Raw genomic sequence first — 26,674 nt, forward strand, 5'->3', positions numbered from 1 at the left:
AGTCTGGCGATCAACCAAACAGGGGCAACTGGTCCGAGCTGGCTTTGGCTTTGGGTTTGACCGGCCCCTCAGCCGCCCAACCCTCCGGCGACCAGCCCTGCATCAAGGGCTCCAGGGCCCGCAGGCCCGGCCCATCCAGGGGCTCCATCCAGGCCTCCTCCAACCCCTCAGGAACGATCACCGGCATCCGGTCATGCAGCGGAGCCACCAAGGCATTGGGCGCGGTGGTCAGCACGCAGCAGGTCTCCACCTCACTGCCATCCGGTCCGATCCAGCGATCCCAGAGACCCGCCAACCAAAAGATCCCGCCATCACTTGGGGCCAGCCGATGCCCCTTCTCGTAAAACCCATCGGCCGGCAGCAGGCAGCGCCGATGGCGCCAGGCGCCGCGAAAGCTGGCCTTCTCCGCCACGGTCTCCGATCGAGCATTGAAGGGCCGGGGCCCGTTCAAGGGGTCCTTGCTCCACTCCGGCAGCAGCCCCCAGAGCATTAAGGCCGGACTGATCTGACCGTGCTCCTGGCGTAGGGCCAACACCGGCTCCCCCGGGCGAATCAAGGGCCGCGGCGCGTAGTGCGCCAGCAAACCGTCCGGCAAGCCCCCTCCCAGCCTGGGCAGCAGCTGGTCCAGACGGGAGGTCAGGGAGTAACGACCGCACATGGTCTGACCGGCCCCCGTTCGGTTCTCACCCCCCACTGGGGCCTTGCAGCAACCCTAGTTTGGGGCAAACGCGCACCCGTCGCATGCCTATCCGCAAGGACGACACGCCCCCGAACCGGCGCTTCGGCATCGTCAATCTGCTGCTGATTGGCTTTGGCGTGCTGCTGCTGGTGAGCAGCTTCCTGCCCAACCAGGGCATGCAGCAGGTGCCTCGGGTTCCCTACTCCCTCTTCGTCAGTCAGGTGGACGACGGCAACGTCCGCCGCGCCTACATCACCCAAGAACAGATCCGCTACGAGCTCAAGGCCCCTCCGGAGGAGGACGCCCCCTCGGTGCTCGCCACCACGCCGATCTTCGACATGGATCTGCCGAAGCGGCTGGAGGAGCACGGTGTTGAGTTCGCCGCCGCTCCGCCCCAGAAGCCCAGCTTCATCACCACGGCCCTGAGCTGGATCGTGCCGCCCCTGATCTTCATCTTGGTGCTGCAGTTCTTCGCCCGCCGCTCCATGGGCGGCGCCCAGGGTGCCCTGAGCTTCACCAAGAGCAAAGCCAAGGTCTACGTCCCGGATGAAGAATCCAGAGTCACCTTTGCCGATGTGGCGGGTGTCGATGAGGCCAAGCAAGAGCTGACCGAGATCGTCGACTTCCTGAAGTCGTCGGAGCGCTACACGGCGATCGGCGCACGCATCCCCAAGGGCGTCCTGCTGGTGGGCCCCCCGGGAACCGGTAAGACCCTGCTGTCCAAGGCCGTCGCCGGTGAAGCGGGCGTTCCCTTCTTCATCATCAGCGGCTCGGAGTTCGTCGAACTCTTCGTTGGTGCCGGCGCCGCCCGCGTGCGGGACCTCTTTGAAGAGGCGAAGAAAAAAGCGCCCTGCATCATCTTTATCGACGAACTCGACGCCATCGGCAAGAGCCGCGCAGGCTCGATGGGCGTCGTCGGAGGCAATGACGAGCGCGAGCAGACCCTCAACCAGCTGCTCACCGAGATGGATGGCTTCGCCGCCAAGGACAAGCCCGTCATCGTCCTGGCCGCCACCAACCAACCCGAAACCCTGGACGCCGCCCTGCTGCGCCCCGGCCGCTTCGACCGGCAGGTGCTGGTGGATCGCCCGGACCTCTCGGGCCGCAAGACCATCCTCGACATCTATGCCCGCAAGGTGAAGCTCGCCCCAGGGGTTGATCTCGACAAGATCGCCCAGGCCACCAGCGGCTTTGCCGGTGCGGACCTGGCCAACCTGGTGAACGAAGGCGCCCTGCTGGCCGCCCGCGCCATGCGGACCTCCGTTGAACAAGGTGACCTCAACGAGGCGATCGAGCGCGTGGTCGCTGGCCTTGAGAAGAAGAGCCGCGTCCTCCAGCCCGACGAGAAAAAGGTCGTGGCGTATCACGAGGTCGGCCACGCCATCGTCGGCCACCTGATGCCCGGCGGCAGCAAGGTCGCCAAGATCTCGATCGTTCCCCGCGGCATGGCGGCCCTGGGCTACACCCTGCAGCTGCCCACCGAAGAGCGCTTCCTGAACTCCAAGGAAGACCTCGAGGGTCAGATCGCCACCCTCCTCGGCGGCCGCAGCGCCGAAGAGATCGTCTTTGGTGAGGTCACGACCGGTGCGGCCAACGACCTGCAGCGGGCCACCGACATCGCAGAGCAGATGGTCGGCACCTATGGGATGAGCGACATCCTTGGCCCCCTGGCCTACGACAAGCAGGGCGGCAGCCGCTTCCTCGGCGGCGCCAACAACCCTCGCCGGGTCGTCAGTGACGCCACGGCCCAGGCGATCGACAAGGAGGTGCGCACCCTGGTGGACCGCGCCCATGACCGGGCGCTCTCGATCCTTCGCCACAACCGTGAGCTGATGGAGAGCATCTCCCAGCAGATCCTCGAAAAAGAGGTGATCGAAGGCGATGACCTCAAGGATCTGCTCGCCAGCAGCGTCATGCCCGAGGACGCTCAAGCCATCGCTTGAGCTCCAAGGGGTTGACGCGGGGGCCCGTCATCTCGGATAAGGGTTCTTTGAAGACGGGCCCATGGCTGCACTGAGCGGCTATTCCTCCCTCTCCGAACTCAGCGGACGCGACTTCCTCTCGTCAGCTGACATCAGCGCGGAACAAACCAGAGCCCTGCTTGACCTGGCCGCGGACCTCAAGGCCGGCCGCACCCGCGTCGATCTGGGCGGGAAGGTGCTGGGACTGATCTTCAGCAAGGCCTCCACCCGCACCCGGGTGAGCTTCACGGTGGCCATGGCCCGCCTGGGCGGCCAGACCATCGACCTCAACCCCCAGGTCTCCCAGGTGGGGCGCGGTGAACCCGTGGCCGACACCGCCCGGGTGCTGAGCCGCTACGTCGACGCCCTCTCGATCCGCACCTTCGCCCAGGAGGAGCTGGCGGAGTATGCGCACTGGGCCTCGGTTCCGGTGATCAATGCCCTGACCGACCTGGAGCACCCCTGCCAGGCCCTGGCCGATTTCCTGACCCTGCAGGAGGCCTTCGGTTCAATCGAGGGGCTGACCCTCTCCTACGTGGGGGACGGCAACAACGTCGCCCACTCCCTGATGCTCTGTGGCGCCCTGCTGGGGGTGAACATCCGCGTGGGCTGCCCCAAGGGCTATGAGCCAAGCGCTGCGGTCCTCGAGCAGTCCCGGGCTCTGGCCGGCGGTCGCTGCAGCATCGAGGTCATTCAAGAACCGGTGGCCGCCGTGCGCGGCGCCCATGCCCTCTACACCGACGTCTGGGCCTCCATGGGCCAGGAAGAGGAGAAGGGAGAACGGGAACAGGCCTTTAACGGCTGGTGCCTCAATGAGGAGCTCGTGGCCGAGGCCGACCCCAAGGCCATCGTCCTGCACTGCCTGCCGGCCTACCGGGGCCTGGAGATCAGCGCCGGTGCGATGGAGGGCAGCAGCAGCCGGATCTTCGATCAAGCGGAGAACCGCCTGCACGCGCAGCAGGCCCTGCTGGCAGCCCTGCTCTCGTAACAGCCGGTTGCCAAAGCCAAGCACCAGCGGTACAAATGTATTGACGAACAAATGCATTGCCGGTGCCCGCTGGATCGCCTGAGCCCCTGACCACTGCCCAGCAAGAGCTCTACGACTGGCTCTCCCAGTACATCGGCGAACATCGCCATAGCCCCTCCATCCGCCAGATGATGGAGGCCATGGGGCTGCGCTCACCGGCTCCCATTCAGAGTCGCCTGCGCCACCTGCAACAGAAGGGCTGGATCACCTGGAAAGAGGGCCAGGCCCGAACCCTGCAGCTCCTGGGCGACGCCCTCGGCGGCGGCATTCCAGTGCTCGGGGCCGTGGCCGCCGGCGGCCTGGTCGAAACCTTTGACGACGTCGAGGAACGACTCGAGCTCGAGCCGGTGCTGGCCACCCGCGGGCTCTTCGCCCTGACCGTCAACGGGGACTCGATGGTGGACGCCCACATCGCCGACGGTGACGTCGTCCTGATGGAACCCGTCAGCGAACCGAGCCGCCTGCGAGAAGGCACGATCGTCAGCGCCCTGGTGCCCGGCAGTGGCACAACCCTGAAGCACTTCCACCGCGATGGACGCCAGGTGCGCCTAGAGGCCGCCAATCCCGCCTACGAACCGATCCTGATCGATGCCGATCAGGTGGCGATCCAAGGGAAGCTCGTCGCTGTCTGGCGCCAGGTTTAGACCCTCTGCGGTGTAAGCTCTTCGCATCGAAAGCACGGCCTCCGGGCCATCCCTGACGACCAGCGTCAGGTGAGCTCATCGGTATCAAAAGGGGCCATAGCTCAGCTGGTAGAGCACCTGCATGGCATGCAGGGGGTCAGGAGTTCGAGTCTCCTTGGCTCCACTTTCCAAAAGCCCAGGCCTGTCCTGGGCTTTTTTGTGCCCAACACCCATGACCACCACCGACAGCTTTGAGGCCTTTGCGGCGCAGGTGGACTACTCCCTGCTGGAGTCCCTCCAGGCCGACCCGGAGTCCAGCAGCGATGGGGATGATCACCTGCCGCGGCAGGTCCGTTCAGGGCACTACGTCCCCGTCACCCCCAAGCCACTACCGGCCCCGGAGTACGTGGCCCACAGCGCCAGCCTGTTCGCGGAGCTGGGGCTAGGCGAAGGCCTGGCCCATGACGAGGACTTCCGCCGGCTCTTCTCCGGTGACAGCCGGGTGGCGCGAGGAGCCATGCGGCCCTATGGCTGGGCCACGGGCTATGCCCTCTCGATCTACGGCACGGAGTACATCCAGCAGTGCCCCTTCGGCACTGGCAATGGCTACGGCGACGGGCGGGCGATCTCAATCTTCGAAGGCCTCTTTCAGGGCCAGCGCTGGGAGATGCAGCTCAAGGGCGGGGGCCCCACCCCCTACTGCCGCGGCGCCGATGGCCGGGCCGTCCTGCGCTCCAGCGTTCGCGAGTTCCTCGCCCAGGAGTTCATGCATGCCCTGGGGGTCCCCACCACCCGCTCCCTCAGCCTTTACATGTCCCGCGCCGAGGGCGTGCGGCGTCCCTGGTACTCCCCACAATCGCGCTCCTTCGAGCCGGACGTGATGGTCGACAACCCGGCCGCGATCACGACCCGGGTGGCGCCGTCCTTCCTGCGAGTCGGCCAGCTCGAGCTCTTTGCCCGCCGGGTCCGCAGCAACGCCCACCCCGGGGCCCGGCGGGAACTGCAGCAGATCACCGCCCACCTGATCGAACGCAACTACCGCACCGAGATCAACGCGGCTCTGCCCTTCCCTCAGCAGGTGCTGGAGCTGGCCCGGCTCTTCCGCGGACGGCTGACGGCCCTGGTGGCGAACTGGATTCGCGTGGGCTACTGCCAGGGCAACTTCAATAGCGACAACTGCGCCGCCGGCGGTTACACCCTCGACTACGGGCCCTTCGGCTTCTGCGAACTATTTGATCCCCGCTTCCAGCCCTGGACCGGCGGCGGCGAGCACTTCTGTTTCTTCAACCAACCGGCAGCCGCAGAGGCCAACTACCAGATGTTCTGGTCTGCCCTGCGGCCACTGCTGGAGGACGACGCAGGGGCGCTGGCTGAGCTCGATGGGCTGCGCGAGGGCTTCTCAGAAGCGATGCGCGGCGAACTCGAGGCGATGTGGACCCGCAAGCTGGGACTGGCCAGCTACGACGACGACCTCCTGAAGGATCTGCTGCAACTGCTGGCCAGCTCCAGGGCCGATTACACCTTGGCTTTCCGCCAGCTCTCTGAACTCCCGGAGCAGGTGGAGGCGCTCAAACCCAGCTTCTATCTGCCAATCGACGCTGAACTCGAGCAGCGCTGGACGACCTGGCTGCAGCGCTGGCGCGAACAGCTGAGCGACCCCGAGGCCGCCAGGGCCGCCATGCGCCAGGCCAATCCCCAGATCACCTGGCGGGAGTGGCTCATCGCCCCGGCCTACGAGCGTGCTGCTGAAGGCGATCTGAGCTTGATCCAAGAACTCCAGACGGTCTTCCGCGATCCCTACGCCACCCCTCCAGCAGAGCTTGCGGCGACCTACGACAGGCTCAAACCCCGCGAGTTCTTCAATGCCGGCGGGCTGTCGCACTACAGCTGCTCGTCCTAGAGCAGGCGATCCGCGCAGGAGCGGCGGAAGAGATTCATCACCTCCTCAGCCGGCAAACCCTGAACAATCCGCGCCTCGATTTCCGTGCGGTGCTGACTGGGGTGGTACTGGCCAACGGCCTTGAACAGCTCCGGTGACTGATGGCTTGCCAGCAAGAAATCCAAGCCCAGACGATCCCGCTCAAAGATCGGCTGACGCCGGCAGTGCTGCATCACATGGGCTGACTCATGGGCCAAGGTCTCCCAGACCCGCTCGGGATCGTCCTTGAGGTTGTTGGCACACAAGACCACGGCATTGCGGGCGAAGACAAAAGCACCCATCAACTGCTTGGGGCAATCCCGGGCCACCAAGGTCTCGGTGCCGGCCCGGCGCAGCAGCCCGGCGAGCAACGCGATGGACTTGAGACGCTCCGCTCGAGCCGGGGAGGCCTGCAATCCAAACCCGAGCAGCGCGGCCAAGAGGACCGCAAAGCGAATGGGCCTGGAGAACCGCAAACCCCATCCCTCTCAACCCTGGTCTCAGTGGACCCGCTTCGAGAAGGTGGGAGGTTGTTCGCGCCGAATCTCTCCGGTTTTCAACCCCGACCCGAGCCAGGCGCAGGCGGCGAGTCAGCGAGCCAAAAGGCATGAACCCCCTTAGCCGTCAGATACAGGAGGATCGCCGTCAGGGACAGCACGTCGGGCATCACAGCTGCGTCCAGAGCGTCTTAACTCTGGGCGGCCAGCCGCCCCATCAAGAGCAAACCCAAGACCTCAGAAGGTGACGCAGGACACCAACGTGCTCTTCACTGAATCGAGTTCTGACTCAATCAAAGGTCTCAAAGGGATCTTCAACCGCCTCCGCGCGAAGCCAATAGGGGCAGCGCACCTGAGCCTCAGCGTCCTTCAAGCTCATCGTCATCCGCCAACAGCGGCAGACCCCCATGCCGCCAGCGATGATGAAGTTCTTACAGGCAGCGCAGCAGGGATAAGCGGTCACAGCAAAGGCGGCAACTCCTGATGTCCTAACCCTGGTCAGGGCATTTCTTCCAGGTATAAATGCCATACTTTTGGTGATTTAGGCACAATAACCTGGTGCTGAATACCTAGACAGACGCATCCATTAACCGCGCTGTCTGCGCGGCCTGAAAGTCAACTCCAATCCGCGATTAGCCGACGATTTAGAGCGTGCAGGTGGACTTCAATAGGTGCGCCACCATCGCCGGATCCGCCTGCAGGGCGTAGGCCTCGAACTCACGTTGACGACTTTCCAATGGCAACTGCGCCGTTGAAGCCACGACGTGATTCAAATTGCCCTGCTTGCGCAGATGCTGCAGAAAAAAGCCGTTGACCTGTTCTCCACTGAGCTGACCGCTGGAGCGCAATCCCTCCGCCAGGGTCAGCGAGGTGGGCGTACCCAAACCATCAAGGCAGTCCTGCACCACATGGACCAACTCGTGCTGGATCACCCTGGCCCGCTTCTGCGGATCAAGGTCAAGGGCCTTGGAGAGGCAGAGGACGTTCGCGCCCATGTTGTAGGTGGCGAGCTGACGCGGCCCGCCGCAGTCCGCCCCCTGGATCACCACGACCCCCAGGGCAGAGGCCGCCTCCAGCGCCGCATCAGCCGGATCCATAGCCCTGGCAGGCAGAGTCAGCAGCGCCGATGCGGCCGCCAAGCCCAGACCCAACAGACCAGAGCGGAAGGAAACCAAAAGGCGCCTTAAGCAAGTCTCAAGATTGTCTCATGCGAGACCGACTTGCGACGAGTCCGGCGCCTGCCGCCAGCAACAGCGGCCATTCCCCCAGTTGCCCGTAGACGGTCTGATTCGCCCGAGCCTGCAGCCGCACCAACAGGGTTCCTGGCTCCATCGGAGCCAAGGAGGCCCCCAGCCGCCCATCGGGCTGCACCACAAGACTCGGGCCGCTATTGGCGGCACTGACCAGCCAGCGACTGGCCTCAATCGCCCGCAACTGGGACAGGGCCTGGAACTGCCGCTGCAACTGCAGGGGATAGGGGTCGAGGTTGGCGCTGGCCAGGATCCAGCCAGCCCCCGCCTGGGAGGCAGCGATCAATCCGGCCCCATCGGCGATCTCGTAGCAAATGGCCACGGCGAGATCCCCCTGGGGGCGCTGCAGCAGACGCGAGGCCGCTCCCGGCTCGACCCCACCGACCGCAGACAACCCAGCCCAACGCAGAAGAGCTCCACCGGGGACCCATTCCCCCAGCGGCACCAAGCGGTGCTTATCGATCCCCCCCTCCGCCTGCAGTGCCTGAGGGGGAAAGCGCAGAACACTGCTGCGCAGCTGGGTCTCCTCCTGACGGAAGCCACCGCTGAGAACCTCCACTCCCGCTGCAGTGGGCAGCCCCTGCCCCAGAGCCAAGGCCCCCTCGGGCAGCACCAACAGGTCAGCGCCCTGGGCCTCCGCATCGGCCTGGGCCTGGCGCAGCTGCCGCTCCAGAGACCGCTGCTGAACCCAGCTGAACTTCTCGCGGGTGGGGATATCGGGCTGCAGCACCAGCACCGACAGCCAGGGAGCACCCGGGTCCTCTAGGGCGCTGCGCTGCAGCTGCTGCCAACCCAGACCATGGAGCAGGGCGAGCACCAGCAACCAGGACAGCCAGCCACGCCAAAGCCCGCGTCGCCCCTCCCACCAGCCGAGGAGCAAACGCCAGAGCCCCCAGGCCAGCAGTAACTGCAGCGCCGCCAAGCCACCGGCCCCAATCCACTGGGCCAGCCCCGCCAGGGCGCGATCACCCGGCAGAACGGCCGCCCCCAGCCCCAGCCAAAACAGAGGCCCCTTGGCCATCCAGACCTCACCCAAGCCCCAAAGGGCCGAGGCCAGAAGCGCCACAGACCAACGGCCAGCGCCGAACCGCCCCACCAGGGCGCGCCAGAGCGCCACCAACCCCGCCCCCAGTAGTCCCAGGGCCAACCAGAGCAGCAGACAAAGCGGCAGGCTCAAGGGCAGGGGCACCCCAATCCAATCGAGGGGGTGCAACCAAAGCAGCCAGCGATGGCTGACCAAGACCGCAGCAGCAGCCCAGAGGGCCGCCGGCCCAGGACCAAAGGCCCAGAGCGGCACCAGAGCCAGCCAGAGCAGGGGCGGGGATCCCAGGGGGGGCAGCGCCACACCGGCCAGCAGACCAGCCGCCAGGGCTCCGCTCCAGACCAGTCGCCGGTTCTCTGCCATGGCCACTGACCCTATAGAGGGTCCTGGCTGCTGCAGGGCTGGAAGCAGTGAAAGACAACAGCCCAGCGCAAAGAGAGCTGCCATCAGCTTTGGGGCAGTCTCTCAGTGATTACACGGACACGTGTTCAGTGGCGCAGAGAAGTTGCGGCGGATTAAACGAAAGAGCTACCAATCAGATCCATGGGTGATCAGCTGCTCTTCCAACTCTGGAGTGATACCGCTGTAGCTGAGATCAGAGCTTGGGGGATAGCCCAATTCACGCAACCATTCGACAAGAAGACGTCGATCACGCATGGCCACCGCCAGCTCTAGAAGATGACCGCCTGATTGACCATCAATCTGAATGGAGTCCTCGAGAACCTCGAGCTCTGAGCAAATAGCCCGATAAAGGCAATAGTCACGAAGACTGAGCTCGCTGATGCTGCGGCGACGAAGTGAATCCACCTCAGGATTTTGAATCAACTGGCTAAGGAAAAGCCAACACCTGCAGATCCAAGGAGGAAATGCAGCCGTTCTGCATCTAGAAAAAGAAGATTTAGATCGATCGACATTGGCTTGAAGCCAAAGTGAAGCAAAGATACAGCGAAACCCAAAGGCCCAGAGGGAAGGCATCAGGGTCTATCGGAGAAGGTGCAGAGATCACTGAGGAATCAAGACCCTTGAAATGCACTTTCTTCGTTCACCAGCTCCCGAAATAGCCGGGCCATTTGAGTGCCACAAGTCTGGCAGCGGGACTGAACCTCAAAGGACTTTTCATGACAACATTCTTGTCCAACCGCAATGGACTGCAGACCTGGTCTGCATTTGGAGACTGGATCACTTCGACCAACCAAAGGCTTTACATCGGCTGGTTTGGGGTCTTGATGATTCCAACGACCCTCGCTGCCACTGCGGCGTTTGTGATTGCCTTCCTCAGCGCTCCGGGTGTCGACCTGGACGGCGTCAGGCAACCCATCACAGGATCACTCCTCAGTGGGAACAACATCATTACCGCCGCAGTCGTGCCCAGCTCAAATGCCATCGGACTCCATTTTTATCCGATCTGGGAAGCGGGAAGTCTGGATGAGTGGCTTTACAACGGCGGACCGTACCAATTAATTGTCTTTCACTTTCTGATCGCCATCACGGCCTACATGGGGCGGCAGTGGGAATTGAGCTATCGCCTAGGAATGCGGCCGTGGATTGCCATTGCCTTTTCAGCACCTTGGTCAGCAGCAATGGCTGTACTTCTGGTTTACCCAATGGGCCAGGGCTCGTTTTCAGAGGGAATGCCTCTTGGAATATCGGGCACATTCAACTTCATGCTTGTCCTCCAAGCTGAACACAATGTATTAATGCATCCATTTCACATGCTTGCCGTAGCCGGAACATTTGGGGGGGCACTCCTCGCGGCAGTTCATGGATCACTCGTCTCAAGCAACCTGGTTCGAGAAACCACAGAACAGGAGTCGATTAATCGTGGATATCGCTTTGGCCAGAAGGAGGTGACTTACAACATCGTCTCAGCTCACGCCTACTTCGGTCGGCTCGTCTTCCCCTATGCAGCATTGAATAACAGCCGAAGCATCCATGCCATTCTCTTTGCATGGCCAGTACTCGGGATTTGGTTCTCGTCCCTTGCAATCGCCAGCTTTTCCTTTGGACTGAATGGTCTAAATTTCAATCAATCGATCCTTGATCCTCAAGGTCGTGTCGTTCACAGCTGGGCTGATGTACTAAACCGGACAGATCTTGGCATCGAAGCCATGCACGAAAGAAATGCTCACAATTTCCCACTTGATCTTGCGGTCTCAAGCACACTCCAAATAGCCATGAAGTAAAAATGGCGGATCCAACAGACAAAAGCCCTGACTGAGGCAATCAAGAGAAGGAGGACTGGCGAGAATTTCACCAGTCCTTTTTTTGAGCCATTCAACGCAACAGTGAATCTTTTCTAACAACGCGCGAGACACTTCGAGCGTAGCCCTGATCCTGCGTTCCGAATAGAAGATCCCAGAACGTGAAATAAAGTCCAAAGTTAGAGCCCTGTTTTTGATGATGAATGGAATGATGAACAGGGCCAATCAACCAACGCCCCAACCAGTGATGAGGAAATGCCTCCGGCAATCCAGCCGGCGGCATGTGGTTCAAAGCAGCCCAAACAGACATCGTCACAAGAAGGGCAAACAGTGTGACGAAGTGAAGCGGAACGGTCATCGCAACAACCACAATAAAAACAGAGTGGAAGAGTGACTCGATTGGGTCAAAAGCAAATGAAGTCCAGGCTGAATAATGCCTTGACCGATGATGCCCTAGGTGCGCAATCCTGTAGAGGGCAGGATGATGCAGAAGGCGATGAACAAAGTAGAAGACGGCATCCTGTACAGCCAAAACACCAAGAAATCCTGTCAACTGAAAAGGAAGCTGCCATTCAGACTCGTGATGGTAAAGCTGTACGTACCCAGATCCATGCAGGATCAGCGAAACTGAGCCAACACAAGCGAAGACCAATGAAGAGGAAAAGCTGAGTCGAAGATCGTTGGCATTCGCTCGGCCAAAACAGCTGGGACCATCTCGAAGCAAGAGCCCCGAGACAAGAGCGATCAGAACAGAGCGAGCACTGATGATCAGAAAAATCACAACAAAGCCCATCAAAAAGAGACTTACTCGATCAAGCAAGACAACGACCGAAGCGAAAGGCCCTGGCACCGTCACCGTGAATCCAACTCCATCTAGACCAAGCTATTAACCTTCAGCAGCCCAAGGGATCAAGTCTCAAATACGCAGCAGATCTTCTGCATTGACTGCCAATCGCGAGAATCAAGGAAGCCTCTCAATCCTGATCCTTAATGATTCGAACAATGCATAAGAAACTGGGTCCATAAAGAGCACGCCGTGCTCCAGCAGAGCATCAACTCAGCAGGCAAAAAGCATGACTCACGCGATCAGATAGGCCACAAGCCTGGCCATGCTCAAAACTGTTGGTGTGCTTGGGTCAGGCGCACTGTTCATAGGCGCCTGACCTCTGGGCCAGCTAGACCAGCAAAAGGCAGAGCTGGCGCCAACCCTCTCTGATCAGCTCAGCTCGCTTACCACCAAAGAAGTGATATGGATCCCAGCCGGACCCTGCAACAACTTCTCTTCCGCGGCCTTGGCACCACTTCACTGGTGGCCGATCGCCTGCGGAGCGTGACCCAGGCCTGGGTCAGCAGTGGGCGCCTGGATCCAAGCCAGGCCAGCGCCTTGGTGGATGACGTTCTCGCCAGCCTTCGCGGCGAGAACCCCGAGCTGGAGAAACAGACCGAACGGCAGGTCGAGCGCAACCTGGACCACCTGCTGCAGGACCTGGGCCTGGCCCGCCAGCGGGAGGTGGATGAACTGCGGGGCCGCATCGATCGCCTGGAGCAGCAGCTCCGGCAGAAGCAATCCCAACTCGAGATCCCGGACTGAGAGGCGACTAGGCGAGAATCGGCCCTTGATGCCTCTTTGATCCAGCCATGCGGGACATCCTGATCAGCTCCGCCGTTTGCGTCGGCTGCCTCTTGCTGGCACTGGTGAGCCAGATCGTGGCGCCCTCCACCGTGAACGCCGCCCCCAGCCAGCCGGCCGTGCAACAGGCCGTGGCCAGTGCCCCAGTCCAGGCCAGCTTCAGCGGCCAGATCGAGCTCGATCCGGAGGACCCCAACCCCAGCCTCTTCACCATGGCCAGCGACGTCATCGCCGACAGTGGGGCATCTGCCCTCGGAGGAGAAATGGTTGCGGCCAAAGAACGGATGACCCCCAGCGGTCTGCGCATCACCGACCTGGTGATCGGTGATGGCCCTGAGGCCAGCTCCGGTCAGCTCGTGGTTGTGAACTACCGCGGCACCCTTGAGAACGGCAAAGAGTTCGACAGCAGCTACGGCCGCGGTCCCTTCAGCTTCCCCCTCGGCGCCGGTCGCGTGATCAAGGGCTGGGATGAGGGCGTCGCCGGCATGCAGGTGGGCGGCAAGCGCAAGCTCGTGATCCCCCCCGATCTGGCCTACGGCGAGCGCGGTGCCGGCGGTGTGATCCCCCCGAACGCCACCTTGATCTTTGAGGTGGAACTGCTCGAGATCAAGGGCTGATCCGTTCCATGGGAGCCGCGCCAGCGGTGCGGTTCCCGCGACTGTCGAAACTTCAAACGATCGTTAGGATGCCGCCGCCGTCCGGCATTTGGCCGGGCATTGAAAAGCACGATCCTTCCGTTCATGGCTCATACGCTGCCCGCGCTGCCCTACGGCCTCGACGCCCTCGAGCCCCATATCTCCCGCCAAACCCTTGAGTTCCACCACGGCAAGCACCACAACGCTTACGTGACCAACCTCAACAACCTGGTGGCTGGCACCGATCTGGAAGGCAAGAGCCTCGAAGACACCATCGTTGCCGTGGCCGGTGATGCCGGCAAGGCTGGTGTGTTCAACAACGCCGCCCAGGTCTGGAACCACAGCTTCTACTGGCAGTGCATCAAGCCCAACGGTGGCGGCACCCCCAGCGGCGCGCTGCTCGACAAGATCAACGCTGACTTCGGCAGCTTCGAGAAGTTCGTTGAGGCCTTCAAGGCAGCCGGCGCCACCCAGTTCGGTAGCGGCTGGGCCTGGCTCGTGCTCGACAACGGCACCCTGAAGGTCACCAAGACCGGCAACGCCGATCTGCCCCTGGCCCACGGCCAGAAGGCCCTGCTGACCATGGACGTCTGGGAGCACGCCTACTACCTGGACTACCAGAACCGCCGCCCCGACTACATCAGCACCTACCTCGACAAGCTGGTCAACTGGGACTTCGTGGCCGCCAACCTGGCCGCCGCCTGATTCGAGCGATCCAAGCCAAGCCCCCGCACAAGCGGGGGCTTTTTTTATGGTCGGGCGCTCTCGAGAACCGATTCCGGTGCGATCCACATCGCATCGCCATAGGAGAAGAAGCGATAGCCCTCGGCCTTGGCCTCCTCATAGAGATCCAGCAGGCGGCGGCGACCGACCAGGGCACTGACCAGCAGCAGCAGCGAGCTCTTGGGCAGGTGGAAATTCGTCAGCAGTCCCTGCACCACCGCAAAGCGATAGCCGGGCTGAATCACCAGATTCACCGGCCCTGCATGGGGCTGGAGCTCGCCCCCATGGAGCTGGGCCACAGCCTCCAGGCTGCGAACGGAGGTGGTTCCAACCGCAATCACCCGGCCGCCACGGGCGCGGCACTGGGCCACGGCCTCCACAGCGGCCGCCGACACCTCAACCCACTCGCTGTGGAGCTCCAGCTGGGTCAGGTCCTCGGTCTCCACCGGCCGAAAGGTGCCCAGGCCCACATGCAGGGTCACGGTGGTGCGCTGCACACCTCGCGCCTCCAGGGCTTCGAGCAGCGCATCACTGAGGTGCAGGCCCGCCGTCGGAGCAGCCACCGCCCCGGGCCGCGAGGCATAGCGGGTCTGGTAGCGGCTGTCGTCCTCGCTGGAGTGCTGGTGGATGTAGGGCGGCAGGGGGATTTCGCCATAGCGCGCCAGCAGCGCCTCGATCGCTTCTGGGGTGGTGCACTCCGCCGGAAAGCGCACGACCCGGCCGCCGGTCTCGGCGTCGATGGCCACGATCTCCAGGGGCTGGGGGGGTTGACCGGGATGCTCCATCTGCAGGATCTCGCCCGGCTTCAGGCGCTTGGCTGGCTTGGCCAAACAGAGCCAATCACTGCCTTCCACAGGCTCCAGCACCAGGAGCTCCACCGCGCCGCCGCTGGCCCGGCGGGCCTGAAGGCGCGCCTTCAGCACCCGGGTGTTGTTGACCACCAGCAAGTCGCCCGGTTTCAGCAGCTGCTGCAGCTCCCAGACCGTTTGGTGGCTGCAGCCCTCAGGGCCTTCCAGCGCCAGCAACCGAGCCGCGTGGCGGGGCTCCACGGGGCGCTGGGCGATGAACGTCTCCGGGAGATCGAAGACGTAGCTCGAAAGCAGCTGATCGTCGCTGATCAGAAGGCCAGGCTCTCGGGGTTGGTCTCGATCAGCTGGGCCAGATCCTTCAGGAAGGCCGCCGCATCGGCGCCGTAGATCACGCGGTGATCACAGGTCAGGTTCACCTGCATCTGGTTCGCCACGCGGATCGAGCCGTCCTTGCCGCCCACGACGGTGGGACGGGAGGCGGCCACCGCCAGGATCGCGCCGGTGCCCGGGGGCAGGATCGCGTCGAAGCGATCCACACCGAACATCCCCAGGTTGGAAAGGGTGAAGGTGCCGGTGCTGTACTCCTCAGGCTGCAGCTGCTTGCTGCGGGCCCGGCTCACCAGATCCGCCCAGTTGCGGGCCAGGGAGTGGATATCGGTCTTGTCGGCGTTGGCCAGCACGGGGGTGATCAAGCCACCGTCTTCCATCGCGACGGCCACAGCCACGTTCACCGCAGCGGGGTAAACCATGGCGCTGCCATCGGCGCTGGTGGCGGCATTCACCTGGGGGTGACGGGCCAGCACCACACCCACGGCCTTGGCCAGCAGGGCGGTCATGGTGACGCCCTTGCTCTTCACCTGCTTGTAGAAGGCGTCCAGCTTGGTGGTGGTGATCGTGTAGCCGACGCGGAAGGTCGGCACCGCCAGGCTCGCCACCATGTTGCGGTTGACCGCACCCTGCAGGGTGTTGAAGGCCACGCTCTCGCCGGGACGACCAAAGGCATTGCCCGCCGGTGCAGCCGCAGGAGCAGCGGCACCATTTCCGCTGCCGCTGGCAGCAGGAGCTGAGCCCTCGGCCACGCGGGGAACAGCCACGGTCAGACCCAGGGCCCGCTCAACGTCCTCGGCCTGGATTCGGCCGTGGGGGCCGCTGCCGCGCAGGGTCTCCAGGGCGACGCCGTGCTGGCTGGCCAGTTTCTTGGCCCGGGGGCTGGCCACCACGCGGCCATTGGTCACAGGAGCGGGGGCAGCGGCAACGGGAGCCGGGGCTGCAGCAACGGGTGCGGGGGCAGGAGCCGCTGCAGGAGTAGGTGCCGGAGCAGCGGCCGGGGCGGGGGCGGCAGCGGCGGCTGGTGCGCTGGGGGCCTTGGCCTGGGCCTCGGCGATCTCAGCCTCGGTCTCCACCACGAGGCCGATGGTTTCACCAACGGGGGCCGTGCTGCCTGCGGGCATCAACACCGCTGCGAGGTAGCCCTCGTTGAAGGACTCCACGTCCATGTCGGCCTTGTCCGACTCGACGACCAGGACGGACTCACCGCGGCCGACCTTGTCACCTGGCTTCTTCAGCCATTCCACGATCTTGCCCTCCGTCATGGTGGAGGAGAGGGCGGGCATGAAGATTTCGTGGGTGGCCAACGGAGGTCTGCCGCTCAATTGAGGCGGATTTTACGCGGCTCAGCGGCAGGGACCTCCGGAGTGGCGACTTAGAGGGCTCCCTCGATCGACTCGATCACCCCATCGCGCACAACCACAGCCACCTGGAGCTTCTCCACGAGGTTGTCGCCCACCTTGACGTCGGTGAAGCTGTCGAGCTGGCCCTGCTCAACGATCTGCTCCATCTCCAGGTCGCGGACCTGGCGCTGCTGCTCGAGCAGCTGACGCTTCTGCTCCTCAAGCTCGGCGCGCTTGGCCGCCACCTGCTCCTGCACAGAACCCACCTGCTCCTGGACGCGGGGATCGAGGGGGTTGGCGCTCTGGCTGCGGATCGCGTCCACCAGCTGCTGCCCTTCCTGCTCGAGCTGCCCCAGCTGGGCGTCGCTATTGGCGATGGCCGCGCTGATCTCGCGCTCGGCGTCCTCCTTCCAACGGGGGGTCACCACCGCGCGAACGGTGATGGAGCGCTTCACGGAGAGGGAACCGTCGGCCATGGAAGGGGGTTTCGCGGCGCCCAGCCTGTCAGGGGCGAGCGAGGCCGACAACGCCCGGCTCGGGCGGGTTCCCGGCCCTAGCGCCCGTAGATCGCCTCAATCGCTTGGGCATCGCGATCGGCGATGCGATCGCGCTTTTGCTTGAGGGTTTGGGTCAGCAAGCCGTTGTCGATGCTGAAGGCCTCCACCAGGGCCACCCCCGCCAGCCGTTCATCCGGGCGGGCGCCCACCCGGGACTGCAGGCGGCGATTCAGGCGGCTGGTCAGGGCCTTGAGCAGCGCCGGATCGGCGGCCGACATCCCCTGCTCGGCCGCGAAGGCCTCCAGGTTCTCCAGCTTCGGCACCACCAAGGCGCCCAGGGCCTTGCGGTCCTGCCCCACCAGCATCACCTGCTCCACCAGGGAGCAGGCCACCAGGCACTCCTCCAGGGGGCCCGGCTCGATGTTCTCGCCGCTGCTCAGGACGATCGTGTCCTTGGCGCGGCCGGTCAGCACCAAGGTGCCGTCGGCAAGCAGGTGGCCGAGGTCCCCGGTGTCAAACCAGCCCTCGGCATCGAGCACCTTGGCGGTGGCCTCTGGCTTGCCCAGGTAGCCGCCCATCACCTGGGCGCCCTTGGCCAAGACCTTGCCCCGCTCGCCGATGGCCAGCACCGCCCCGGTCTCGGGATCGGTGATCTTGATGGAGGTGCCCGCAAGCGGTTGGCCGGAGCTGCCGCGGCGGTTGTTCCAGCGGCGCCGGCAGGTCAAGACCGGACTGGTTTCGGTCAGGCCGTAGCCCACCAGCAGCTCAATACCGATGGCCTCAAAGAAACCATCGACGTGGATCGCCAAGGCACCGCCACCGCTGATGGCCGTGCGCAGGCGCCCTCCGATCAGCTGAGCGCGGACCTTCGGCCAGAACAACTGCTCGGCCACCCCATGCAGGGGCCAACTCAGCAGCGCCCCGGCGGCGGCGGCCAGACGGCGGCGCTTGCGCTCAGGGATCAAGGTGCGATCCGCGGCCACCCGCCTCGAGAGGCAGTGGAAGCGGCTGACCTTCAGGGCCGAGCGCAGCAGCTTGGCGCGGCTCGCCGGCATGGCGCTGAGGGCATCTTCAAAGCCGCTCAGCAGGGCTTCCCAGAGCCGGGGAACACTGATCAGATAGTGGGGGCGAACCCGCTGCAGATCCGGACGCAGTTGCTTGAGCGTCGTGTAGGTCTGCTGGCAGCCGCAGGAGAGCAGGAAGTACTCCGCGCTGCGCTCATAGGCGTGCCAGATCGGCAGAACGCTCAGGACCCGATCGCCCGGGCGCGGCGCCACCGCCACACCGAGGCTGCGCAACTGCTGCAGCAAGTTGGCGTGGCTCAGGGGAACGCCCTTCGGCCGGCCCGTGGTGCCCGAGGTGTAGAGCACGGTGGCCAGGCGCTCCTCTCCGCCTTCAGGCCAGGCAGGAGCGGGGCTGCTCGCCCCCTTGGCCATCAGCTCATCCCAGGTGAAGCAGGGAACCACCGGCACCACCGAACCGCGGTCCCCCTGCAGCAGCACCACAAAGCGCAGCTGCCCGAGGAGCTCACTGCTGAGCTTCAAACGCTGCAGCAGCTCTGCGGACTCCAGCACCAGCGCCACCGCGCCGCAGTCGCCCGCGATGTAGCGCAGCTCATCCACGGGGGCCGCGCTGCCGCGAACCGCATCCGCAGCCCCCAGACGCATCAGACCCTGGTCCGCCACCAGCCAGCGGGGGCAGTTTTCCGAGAACAACCCCACCACCTCCCCCGGCCGGACCCCGAGAGCCGCAAACCCTGCCGCAGCCTGCTCGATCTGTTGATGCAGGGCGCGGAAGCTCAGCTGCTCCGGTGGCTTGGCATGGGGAGCCTCCAGGGCAGGCGCATCGCCGTGGCGTTCAGCCAGCTGCCCCCAGAGCTGCTCAAGGCCGCGGAGTGCACTCCAGTCGTGCCTCTCGGCCAAGGCGCGCTGATCTTGGCGGCTGCCAGTCCAGCTGATCTCGGCGAGCGGCATGGGGGATATCAGTCAGTTGGCCCCGGTCTTACCACCCCTGGAGCTGCTCCTGCAGGGTTGGGGCTCGCAACTGCAAACCAAAGCGACGCGCGAAGGTCTCCAGCAGCCGTGGCCGCAGCGCCGCCGCCGAGAGCTCCGGCCGCCAATCCACCAGCCGCCCGACCTCCCGGTTCGCAATCCCGCAGGGCACGACTTCGGCAAAACCGGCGAGGTCCGCCTCCACGTTCAAGGCCAAGCCGTGCTGGCTGATCCAGCGGCGGGCACCGACCCCAATGGCGGCCAGCTTGCGGCCCTCCAGCCAAACCCCCGTGAGCCCCTCCAGGCGGCCGGCCTCCAAGCCCAGCTCCGCCAACAGATCGATCACCACCCCCTCCAACTCCCGCAGATAGAGGTGCAGATCAGCGCCATGGCGCTGCAGGTTGAGCACGGGATACAGCACCAACTGCCCTGGGCAGTGGTGGGTCACCTCACCGCCGCGGTCGATCCGAAACAGCGGCGCGGGGGGATCGGCTGGATCAAAGCCCAGAAACCCCGGGTCGGCCCCGCGACCGAGGGTGTAACAGGGCTCATGCTCCAGCAGCAGCACTGCCTCCGGCCCATCGGGGTCCTCCAGCAGACGCCGTTGCAACTGCTGCTGCCAATCCCAGGCCAGCGCGAAGGGAACGCAGCCGGTGGGCTCGAAACAGATTGCGTCGCGGGTGGGCGAGGCCGTGGTTGAACTCACTGACCGTTCCTAGCGTTTAAGCGGGTCCACCGCCGAGGAGGCAAGGGATGAAGCTCGTGATTCATGGCCGCAATCTGGAGGTCACTCCAGCCATCCGCGAGTACACCGAAGAGAAGCTCAAGCGCGCGACCAGTCATTTCGACGGGATGGTGAAAGAGGCGGACGTGCATCTCTCGGTGGCCCGCAATCCCCGGGTTCCGCAACAGACCGCCGAGGTGACGGTCTTCGCCAACGGCACCGTCATCCGCGCCCAGGAACGCAGCGAAAACCTCTACGCCAGCATCGATCTGGTGGCCGGGAAATTGACGCGGCAGCTGCGCCGCTACAAGGACCGCCACGGCGACCACCACCACAGCCATGGCCACCACGCCAGCGAGACCCCCAGCGTGGTGGAGATGGCCGGCGATGACAGCGTCAGCGGATCTCTGCTGGACGGCAAGGAAGCCGGTCTGCCCAGCCGCGGGGTGCGCCGCAAGTACTTCTCGATGCCGGCGATGAGCCTCGAGGAGGCCCTGCATCAACTGGAGTTGATCGACCACGACTTCTATCTCTTCCGCGACGCCGGCAGTGATGAGCTGCAGGTGGTCTACCGCCGCAACCATGGAGGATTTGGCGTCATCCAGGCCAAGGACTGAACGCAACTGTGCGCGACCTGCCCGATCTCGCTCCCCTGATCGATCACGCCCTGTTGGATCCCCACCAGGGCCAGGAGGCCATCCTCCGCTGCTGCGATGAGGCCAAACACTTCGGCTTTGCTGGGGTCTGCCTGGCCTCCCGCTGGCTGGATCTCGCCCGGGAGCGGCTCGGTCCAAGCGGCGGGCGGGGCCCGAAGCTGATCAGTGTGATCGGCTTCCCCTTCGGCGCGATCCCCGCCGAGATCAAGCGCCAAGAGGCCGAATGGGCCGCGGCCGCCGGTGCCGATGAACTCGATGTGGTGCCGGACTTCGGGGCCCTGGCCGACGGCAACAGCAGTCAGTTCTGCGAGGACCTTGCCCCGATCGCCGAATTGGGGCTGCCCTTCAAGGTGATCCTGGAGGTGGGACGGCTGTCGCCCGAGGTTCTGGAGTGGGCCGTCGAGGCCAGCATCGATGTCGGCGCCAGCATGCTCAAGACCGGCAGCGGCTTTGGCCCGGCGGCCAGCCTTGAGCAGGTCAAACAGCTGCGGCAACTGGCCCGTGGCCGGGCCGCGATCAAAGCCTCCGGTGGCATCAGCGGACTCGAGCAGGCCTACGGCCTCGTCGAAGCCGGGGCCAGCCGGCTGGGGACCAGCCGGGGGGTGGCCCTGATGGAGGCCCTGCGGGCCAAAGCAGCGTGAGCCCAGAGCAACGGCTTGAGGGGCTGGTGCTGCGCAGCAGTCCCCTGGGGGAAAGCGACCGTCTGATCACGGTCCTCAGCAATGAGGAGGGCCTGATCCGACTGGCGGCCCCCGGCGCCCGCAAGCCCAAGAGTTCCCTGGCCGCCGCTGTGCCCCTGGCGGTCCTCAGCCTGCAGGTGGGGGGCCGAAGCGGCCTGAAGCGTGTGCGCCAACTGCGGGTGCTGCGCAACTTCTCCCACCTGGCGGAGCGGCTGGAGACCCTGGCCGCCGCCCAGGGATTGGCCGAGGTGGCTCTGCTGCTGGTGCCCAGTGGCGATGCGATCGAGGGTCTACTAGAGGACCTGCTGGTGCAGCTCGCCCGCCTGGAGTTGGTGGTCAAGGAGAAGCAAGACAGCCTGGAAGCCCTGGCCATCAGTGTTCAGGGCCTCACCCACCTGTTGGCCCTGGGGGGCTACGCCCTGCCCCTGGCGGAGTGCTGCCGCAGCGGGGAGCCCCTGGATCCGCCCCTGGGGAATTGGGACTGGCGCTGCAGCCTGCTGCCCAGTGAGGGCTTCGTGATCGGCGCCGTGCCCGGCGCCCAGATGGTGCTGAACGCCTCCGAGCTGGCCCTGTTGCAGCGGCTGCTGCGGCCGGCGTTGCCGCGCAAGCGCGATGGAACGCTGATGGGACCGGAGTCGGTCTGGCTCCGGTTGCTGCAACTGCTGGAGCTCTGGTGCCGAGAACACCTCAACCGCAGCGCCCGGTCCTGGCGAATGCTGAGGCAGTGCTTCGACGATGGGGCATCATCGGTAGCCGGGAGGTCCTGAAGAACGTGAGCGAAGACCCGCGGTCTCCAGGTGACAACACAGGGCTCCAGGGGGTTTTGGCCCTGCCCGAATTCCGCAAGCTCTGGCTTGGGCAGATCTTCAGCCAGCTGGCGGACAAGTTCTACATCGTGTTGATGGTGTTCCTCATCGCCCAGTACTGGGCGGGGGCAACACCACCCGAGGGCGGTGCGCTGGTGGAGGCCGCCGGGGCGTTCAACCTCAGCATCGAGGGCCGGGCCCAGTGGATCACCCTGCTGGCCACGGGGATCTATGTGGCCAACACCATCCCAGCGATGGTCCTGGGTTTGGTGGCTGGGGTCTGGGCCGATCGCTGGCGCAAGCGCGAAGTGATGGTGGCCAGCAATGGCATCCGTGCGGGCCTGGCCCTGCTCACTCCCCTCTGCCTGCTGGATGGCCCCCATTGGCTGGGGCTGAGCTGGGGCTACTGGGCCCTGCTGGTCATCACCTTTTTGGAATCGGTGCTGACCCAGTTTTTTGCACCGGCGGAGCAAGCTGCGATCCCGATGCTGGTGCCCACGCGCCAGCTGCTGGCGGCCAACTCGCTGTATCAGGCCACGAGCATGGCCGCCACCATCGTGGGCTTTGCCCTGGGTGATCCGATCCTGCGGGGTCTGAAATATGGCCTGGGGGCCCTGGGCATCGCCAACGGCGAATTCGCCCTATTGCCCCTTTGCTACGGCCTGGCTGCCCTCTCGATCGCTTGGATTCGCGTCGAGGAAACGCCGCAGCGCAGCCACGACGAGAACATCTGGCGCGAGATCTCCGAAGGCCTGGAGGTGCTCAAGCAGCGTCCAACCGTCCGCAGCGCGATGCTCCAGCTGGTGCTGCTCTACAGCCTTCTGGCGGCGCTCTATGTCTTGGCGATCAGCCTGGCCTCCGCCATCCGTCAGCTGGGACCCACCCAATTCGGAACCCTGCTGGCCATGAGTGGCATCGGCCTCGCCCTGGGCGCCGTCGCTGTCGCCCAGATCGGCCATCGCTTCAACCGCCGCCGTCTGGCCTCCGCGGGCCTGGGAACGATCGCCTGGAGCCTGGTGCTGCTCGGCCAACTGCGCGGCAGCCTCGGCTTCACCCTCGCCCTCTGCACGGTGCTCGGTGTGGGGGCCGCCCTGCTGGCCATCCCCGCCCAAACCACCATCCAAGAGGACACCCCGGAATCGATGCGGGGCAAGGTCTTTGGCCTGCAGAACAACCTGATCAACATCGCCTTGAGCCTGCCGCTGGTGCTCGCCGGCGCAATCGTCAGCCGCTACGGGCTACTGCCGGTCCTCTGGGTCTTGGCGGGGCTGGCGGTGGCCGCTGCGCTGCTCGAGCAGCCGTGGAAACGCTGCTAGTTTCGGCACTTGGTCGAGTAGCCGCTGCGTGGCCCACATCGCCTGGTTGGGCAAGAAGTCACCCTTCTGCGGCAACGTCACCTACGGCCTGACCACCACCGAGGCCCTACGGGATCGGGGCCACGAGATCAGCTTTATCCACTTCGACAGCCCAGGAACGGCGAGCCCGGACGTGGCCCTGCCCTATCTGGTCAAGTCGCAGGTTTACACGATTCCCTCCCCAGGAGCTCAGCGGGAACTGCGGGAGTCGCTGGAGCGGCTGAAACCGGATCTGGTGCACGCCAGCTTGACCCTCTCCCCCCTGGATTTCCGGCTGCCGGATCTCTGCCAGCAGCTGGGCCTGCCGCTGGTGGCGACCTTCCACCCCCCCTTTGACGCCAGCCTGCGCAACCTGAGCGCCGGCACCCAGCAGCTGACCTATCAGCTCTACGCCCCATCCCTGGCCAAGTACGACCGGGTGGTGGTCTTCTCGGAGCTGCAGGCGGATGTGTTGATGCGACTCGGGGTCCCCAGGGATCGCCTGGCGGTGATCCCCAACGGGGTCGACCCCCAGCGCTGGAGTCCCAGCAACCCAACCGCACCCTCCGAACGGCTGCAGGAGCTGCGCCAACGCTTCAGTGGCCAGCGGGTCTTTCTCTACATGGGGCGAATCGCCACGGAGAAGAACGTCGAAGCGCTGCTGCGGGCCTGGAAGTTGGTCCAGCCCAGCGGCTGCAAGCTCGTGGTGGTGGGCGATGGTCCGATGCGCCAATCGCTGATGCAGAACTACGGCGAGGACGCCGGCATCCTCTGGTGGGGCCATGAACCGGAGCAGGCCGTGCGGCTGGCGCTCCTGCAGCTGGCGGAGGTCTTTCTCCTTCCCTCCCTGGTGGAGGGGCTCTCCCTGGCACTGCTGGAGGCCATGGCCAGTGGCACCGCCTGTGTCGCCACCGATGCCGGGGCCGATGGGGAGGTGCTCGAGGGCGGGGCCGGCATCGTCATCAGCACCCAGGGGGTCACCACCCAACTGCGCACCCTGCTGCCGGTGCTGCGGGACCAGCCCGTCCTTAGTGCAGAACTGGGCCGGCGTGCCCGCCAGCGGGCGCTGGAGCGCTACACCCTCACCCGCAACATCGACCAGCTGGAGCGGCTCTACGGCGAGCTCAGCCCGGCGGCGCAGGCAGTGGCCTAGGCCAGCTCGGCGCAGCAGGCGGCAAAAGCCAGGGTGGGGTCCTCAGCCTTGGTGATCGGGCGGCCGATCACCAGCTGGGAGGCTCCAGCGGCGATGGCCTCAGCGGGACCCAGCACCCGGGCCTGATCGCCCGCGGCGCTGCCCTTCGGGCGAATCCCCGGGGTCACCAGCGCGAAGGGTTCTGGGTGCTGGGCCCGCAGGCTGGCGGCCTCCAGCGGAGAACAGACGCAACCGCCAATTCCCGCCCCTGCGGCCAGGGCCGCCAAGGCCGGAACCCGTTCAGCGATGTCCTGACGGATGGCCAGTTCCCGCTGCAGCCGCTGCTCCTCCCAACTGGTCAGCACCGTCACCGCCAGCAGGGTCGGAGCGGCCAGTCCAGCGACTTGGGCGCCCTCAGCAGCGGCGGCCTGGGCCGCCTGCAGGGCTTCACTACCGGCGCAGGCATGGACCGTGATCAGCTCCGCACCCAGGCCAGCCGCCCGCCGGCAGGCACCGGCCATGGTGGCGGGGATGTCGTGGAACTTCAGGTCGAGGAAGACCCGCAGGCCCTGCTCCCGCAACTGGGCCACCACCTCAGGGCCCGCCTGAACAAAGAGCTCCAGGCCGACCTTGACCCAGCGCAGGCCCTCGACCCCGCGGCTGAAGGCCAGGGCCTGATCCGGGGCCATGCCATCGAGGGCAACGATGATCCGCTCAGCGGCAGGCCTGGTCACGGGGAGGCAGCTCTCGATGAAGATCTCAGGCTACGAATTGTCCTGGCGCGTTCTCCAGGAGCGACCCAGCATGGGATCAGCACCTTGCCTCGCCCATGGGTCCGCGGATCCTGCATCCCGAGCAACTCCAGGGGTTTCGGCTGGGCAGCAATGACCACTGCCGGCTGGCCCTGCTCAGCAAGCCGGAAGCCGGCGGCTGCACGCAGTTCCTAGAGGTGCATGACCCCTGCGATCGGGTCCCCGCCCACAGCCATCACCAGGCCGCCGAGCTGTTCTTCGTTCTGCGGGGGAACGTGGTGTTCCACGTCGGTGAGTCCAGCATCACCGCCAGTGGCGGGGACTTTGTCAGCGTCCCCGGCGATGCGATCCACGACCTGGAGAACCCAGGCCCAGGCAGGGTTTACCTGATCACAGTGCTCAGCCGCGATGGTGGCTTCGCTGACCTGCTGGAGCACGGGATCCCGACGCCGTTGGATGCGGAAGATCTGGCTGTGCTGCGCAGCCTCTAGGTCACAAAAGCCAACCAAATCAAGCCAAGGGGGCCCGGGCTCCACAGGTTGTGGGCAGACGCCCGCGCTCGAATGCCCCTCAGCCGTCGCCATGCCCTGCAGGCCCTGGGTCTCGCCGCCGCCGGCAGCACCGCCATCGGTAAGGGCTGGAGCAAAGAAGCCCAGCAGCTGCGCCAGGAGCTCGAGGTCTGCAGCCCCAGTGGCGACACCTTCACCTGGATGCTCGAGCGCAACAAGGTGTTCAGCAAGGCCTGGCAACGCAGTATCCAAGCCAGCAATCCCCAGGAGCGGATTCAGATCAAGCAGGCCATCTTTGATGCCAGCTGCCACATCAATCCCCAGGCCTTGGCCCAAGGCCAGCGGCCCTGGGCGGCGCTACTGAGCTGCGCCGATGCACGGGTGGCACCGGAGTGGTTGTTTGGCGCCGGCTCAGGCGAGCTCTTCCAGGTGCGGGTGGCCGGCAACAGCGCCTTCAACGACGGCATCGCCAGCCTGGAATTTGCCGTGGCCGCCCTTGAGGTGCCCTTGATCGTCGTCATGGGCCACAGCGGCTGCGGTGCCGTCGCCGCCGCCATGGGCTCGGAACCGCTCACACCGCTGCTGGAGGACCTGGTGCAGCCGATCCGCGCCTCACTGCAACCCAACGACGACCTCACCCAAGCGATTCAGGGCAACGCCCGCTACGCCGCCGGGCAGCTGGTGAAGCGCAGCCAGGTCCTGGCGGACGCCCAGGCCAGCGGCAAGGTCAAGATCCAGCCAGCCTTCTTTGACATCCAATCGGGCCGGGTCAGCGCGGTTTAACCCGCCACCAGGCGCCGGAAGGTCTTCTTGCCCAGCTGCAACACCTTGCCGGCCAACTGATCGGGCCCTGCAAATTCCTGGTTGGGATCTGCCAGCTTCTCGCCATCGAGCTTGACCCCACCGCCTTGGATTTGGCGGCGTGCCT

At 65.0% G+C, this 26,674-nt stretch carries 28 protein-coding genes, 1 tRNA gene and 1 pseudogene; 16 read left to right on the plus strand and 14 right to left on the minus strand.

Annotation, left to right across the window (positions count from 1 at the left end):
- Positions 1-10: 10 nt before the first annotated feature.
- A complete protein-coding gene (locus tag QZ189_RS02345; protein WP_296420781.1) occupies positions 11-658 on the minus strand; it encodes an SOS response-associated peptidase in 648 nt (215 codons plus the stop codon).
- 83 nt (positions 659-741) lie between these two features.
- Between QZ189_RS02345 and ftsH the strand changes: the two genes are divergently transcribed.
- The 5 genes from ftsH to QZ189_RS02370 all read left to right on the plus strand — a co-directional run bounded on the left by ftsH (position 742) and on the right by QZ189_RS02370 (position 6,190).
- The gene (gene ftsH, locus QZ189_RS02350) at positions 742-2,622 is read left to right on the plus strand and encodes an ATP-dependent zinc metalloprotease FtsH (RefSeq protein WP_029626161.1); all 1,881 of its coding nucleotides are present in this window, start codon (positions 742-744) and stop codon (positions 2,620-2,622) included.
- Positions 2,623-2,683: 61 nt separating this feature from the next.
- On the plus strand, positions 2,684-3,628 hold the full coding sequence (argF, locus tag QZ189_RS02355) for an ornithine carbamoyltransferase (protein WP_296415778.1): 945 nt from the start codon (positions 2,684-2,686) through the stop codon (positions 3,626-3,628).
- Between the two features lie 56 nt (positions 3,629-3,684).
- Positions 3,685-4,311 carry a transcriptional repressor LexA gene (lexA, locus tag QZ189_RS02360; protein ID WP_010315515.1) on the plus strand — a complete coding sequence of 209 codons (627 nt, stop codon included), beginning with the start codon at positions 3,685-3,687 and terminating at the stop codon, positions 4,309-4,311.
- A gap of 90 nt (positions 4,312-4,401) precedes the next feature.
- Positions 4,402-4,474: transfer RNA gene (locus tag QZ189_RS02365), tRNA-Ala, on the plus strand.
- 48 nt (positions 4,475-4,522) lie between these two features.
- Positions 4,523-6,190, plus strand: coding sequence for a protein adenylyltransferase SelO family protein (locus tag QZ189_RS02370; RefSeq protein WP_296420783.1), 1,668 nt, complete (start codon positions 4,523-4,525; stop codon positions 6,188-6,190).
- Here the strand turns inward: QZ189_RS02370 and QZ189_RS02375 are convergent.
- From QZ189_RS02375 to QZ189_RS02395, 5 genes are all read right to left on the minus strand, one after another.
- Positions 6,187-6,684 (minus strand): hypothetical protein, encoded by a 498-nt coding sequence (locus QZ189_RS02375; RefSeq protein WP_296415776.1) that lies wholly within the window; start codon positions 6,682-6,684, stop codon positions 6,187-6,189. The two genes, QZ189_RS02370 and QZ189_RS02375, sit on opposite strands and share 4 nt — an antisense overlap.
- 310 nt (positions 6,685-6,994) lie before the next feature.
- Entirely contained in the window at positions 6,995-7,168 is a 174-nt protein-coding gene (locus QZ189_RS02380) for a hypothetical protein (RefSeq protein WP_156797832.1), read from the minus strand.
- Positions 7,169-7,349: 181 nt separating this feature from the next.
- Positions 7,350-7,802: a hypothetical protein gene (locus QZ189_RS02385; protein ID WP_296415774.1), complete on the minus strand. Its 453-nt coding sequence runs from the start codon at positions 7,800-7,802 to the stop codon at positions 7,350-7,352.
- Positions 7,803-7,899: 97 nt separating this feature from the next.
- The gene (locus QZ189_RS02390) at positions 7,900-9,360 is read right to left on the minus strand and encodes an apolipoprotein N-acyltransferase (protein WP_296420785.1); all 1,461 of its coding nucleotides are present in this window, start codon (positions 9,358-9,360) and stop codon (positions 7,900-7,902) included.
- A gap of 165 nt (positions 9,361-9,525) precedes the next feature.
- Positions 9,526-9,804, minus strand: a complete 279-nt coding sequence (locus tag QZ189_RS02395; protein WP_247477213.1) for a hypothetical protein — start codon at positions 9,802-9,804, stop codon at positions 9,526-9,528.
- Positions 9,805-10,115: 311 nt separating this feature from the next.
- On the opposite strand from QZ189_RS02395, the gene psbA reads away from it, so the two are divergent.
- Positions 10,116-11,180 (plus strand): photosystem II q(b) protein, encoded by a 1,065-nt coding sequence (gene psbA, locus QZ189_RS02400; RefSeq protein WP_296415770.1) that lies wholly within the window; start codon positions 10,116-10,118, stop codon positions 11,178-11,180.
- A 91-nt stretch (positions 11,181-11,271) separates the two neighbouring features.
- Here the strand turns inward: psbA and QZ189_RS02405 are convergent, their stop codons facing one another.
- A complete protein-coding gene (locus QZ189_RS02405; protein WP_296415769.1) occupies positions 11,272-12,054 on the minus strand; it encodes a sterol desaturase family protein in 783 nt (260 codons plus the stop codon).
- A gap of 393 nt (positions 12,055-12,447) precedes the next feature.
- Between QZ189_RS02405 and QZ189_RS02410 the strand changes: the two genes are divergently transcribed.
- From QZ189_RS02410 to QZ189_RS02420, 3 genes are all read left to right on the plus strand, one after another.
- Positions 12,448-12,789, plus strand: coding sequence for a hypothetical protein (locus QZ189_RS02410; RefSeq protein WP_010315499.1), 342 nt, complete (start codon positions 12,448-12,450; stop codon positions 12,787-12,789).
- A 47-nt stretch (positions 12,790-12,836) separates the two neighbouring features.
- Entirely contained in the window at positions 12,837-13,445 is a 609-nt protein-coding gene (locus QZ189_RS02415; protein ID WP_010315497.1) for an FKBP-type peptidyl-prolyl cis-trans isomerase, read from the plus strand.
- 123 nt (positions 13,446-13,568) lie between these two features.
- On the plus strand, positions 13,569-14,168 hold the full coding sequence (locus QZ189_RS02420; protein WP_010315495.1) for a superoxide dismutase: 600 nt from the start codon (positions 13,569-13,571) through the stop codon (positions 14,166-14,168).
- A gap of 44 nt (positions 14,169-14,212) precedes the next feature.
- Here the strand turns inward: QZ189_RS02420 and queA are convergent, their stop codons facing one another.
- From queA to lipB, 5 genes are all read right to left on the minus strand, one after another.
- Positions 14,213-15,304 (minus strand): tRNA preQ1(34) S-adenosylmethionine ribosyltransferase-isomerase QueA, encoded by a 1,092-nt coding sequence (queA, locus tag QZ189_RS02425; RefSeq protein WP_296418668.1) that lies wholly within the window; start codon positions 15,302-15,304, stop codon positions 14,213-14,215.
- Positions 15,304-16,629, minus strand: a complete 1,326-nt coding sequence (locus QZ189_RS02430) for a dihydrolipoamide acetyltransferase family protein (RefSeq protein WP_296415768.1) — start codon at positions 16,627-16,629, stop codon at positions 15,304-15,306. Before QZ189_RS02430 ends, queA begins: the two co-directional genes overlap by 1 nt.
- A 68-nt stretch (positions 16,630-16,697) precedes the next feature.
- Entirely contained in the window at positions 16,698-17,141 is a 444-nt protein-coding gene (locus QZ189_RS02435; protein ID WP_247477206.1) for a YlqD family protein, read from the minus strand.
- Positions 17,142-17,218: 77 nt separating this feature from the next.
- Entirely contained in the window at positions 17,219-19,135 is a 1,917-nt protein-coding gene (locus QZ189_RS02440; protein ID WP_296415767.1) for an AMP-binding protein, read from the minus strand.
- A 28-nt stretch (positions 19,136-19,163) separates the two neighbouring features.
- Positions 19,164-19,823, minus strand: a complete 660-nt coding sequence (gene lipB, locus QZ189_RS02445; RefSeq protein ID WP_247479888.1) for a lipoyl(octanoyl) transferase LipB — start codon at positions 19,821-19,823, stop codon at positions 19,164-19,166.
- 83 nt (positions 19,824-19,906) lie between these two features.
- Between lipB and raiA the strand changes: the two genes are divergently transcribed.
- The 5 genes from raiA to QZ189_RS02470 are packed head-to-tail and all read left to right on the plus strand — an operon-like array spanning position 19,907 to position 24,506.
- Entirely contained in the window at positions 19,907-20,494 is a 588-nt protein-coding gene (gene raiA / locus QZ189_RS02450) for a ribosome-associated translation inhibitor RaiA (protein WP_010315472.1), read from the plus strand.
- 8 nt (positions 20,495-20,502) lie between these two features.
- Positions 20,503-21,174 carry a deoxyribose-phosphate aldolase gene (gene deoC, locus QZ189_RS02455; protein ID WP_296415762.1) on the plus strand — a complete coding sequence of 224 codons (672 nt, stop codon included), beginning with the start codon at positions 20,503-20,505 and terminating at the stop codon, positions 21,172-21,174.
- A complete protein-coding gene (recO, locus tag QZ189_RS02460) occupies positions 21,171-21,980 on the plus strand; it encodes a DNA repair protein RecO (protein WP_296415760.1) in 810 nt (269 codons plus the stop codon). The genes deoC and recO overlap by 4 nt, the downstream gene beginning before the upstream one ends.
- Before the next feature lie 5 nt (positions 21,981-21,985).
- The gene (locus QZ189_RS02465; RefSeq protein WP_247479886.1) at positions 21,986-23,335 is read left to right on the plus strand and encodes an MFS transporter; all 1,350 of its coding nucleotides are present in this window, start codon (positions 21,986-21,988) and stop codon (positions 23,333-23,335) included.
- A 28-nt stretch (positions 23,336-23,363) separates the two neighbouring features.
- On the plus strand, positions 23,364-24,506 hold the full coding sequence (locus QZ189_RS02470; RefSeq protein WP_247477200.1) for a glycosyltransferase family 4 protein: 1,143 nt from the start codon (positions 23,364-23,366) through the stop codon (positions 24,504-24,506).
- Here QZ189_RS02470 and pyrF read toward each other — a convergent pair.
- On the minus strand, positions 24,503-25,219 hold the full coding sequence (gene pyrF, locus QZ189_RS02475; protein ID WP_296415759.1) for an orotidine-5'-phosphate decarboxylase: 717 nt from the start codon (positions 25,217-25,219) through the stop codon (positions 24,503-24,505). The two genes, QZ189_RS02470 and pyrF, sit on opposite strands and share 4 nt — an antisense overlap.
- 95 nt (positions 25,220-25,314) lie before the next feature.
- Between pyrF and QZ189_RS02480 the strand changes: the two genes are divergently transcribed.
- Positions 25,315-25,728, plus strand: a complete 414-nt coding sequence (locus tag QZ189_RS02480; RefSeq protein ID WP_247477198.1) for a cupin domain-containing protein — start codon at positions 25,315-25,317, stop codon at positions 25,726-25,728.
- A 72-nt stretch (positions 25,729-25,800) separates the two neighbouring features.
- Complete coding sequence (locus QZ189_RS02485; RefSeq protein WP_296420788.1) at positions 25,801-26,529, plus strand: carbonic anhydrase; 729 nt, start codon at positions 25,801-25,803, stop codon at positions 26,527-26,529.
- On the opposite strand, the pseudogene QZ189_RS02490 reads toward QZ189_RS02485, so the two are convergent.
- A pseudogene (locus tag QZ189_RS02490) lies at positions 26,526-26,674 on the minus strand (tyrosine--tRNA ligase); the annotation flags it as partial. The gene QZ189_RS02485 and the pseudogene QZ189_RS02490 sit on opposite strands and share 4 nt — an antisense overlap.

Origin of the sequence: Vulcanococcus sp. CPBay_Sum15L08_68 (assembly GCF_017855895.1) — a bacterium.
Lineage (GTDB): Bacteria > Cyanobacteriota > Cyanobacteriia > PCC-6307 > Cyanobiaceae > Vulcanococcus.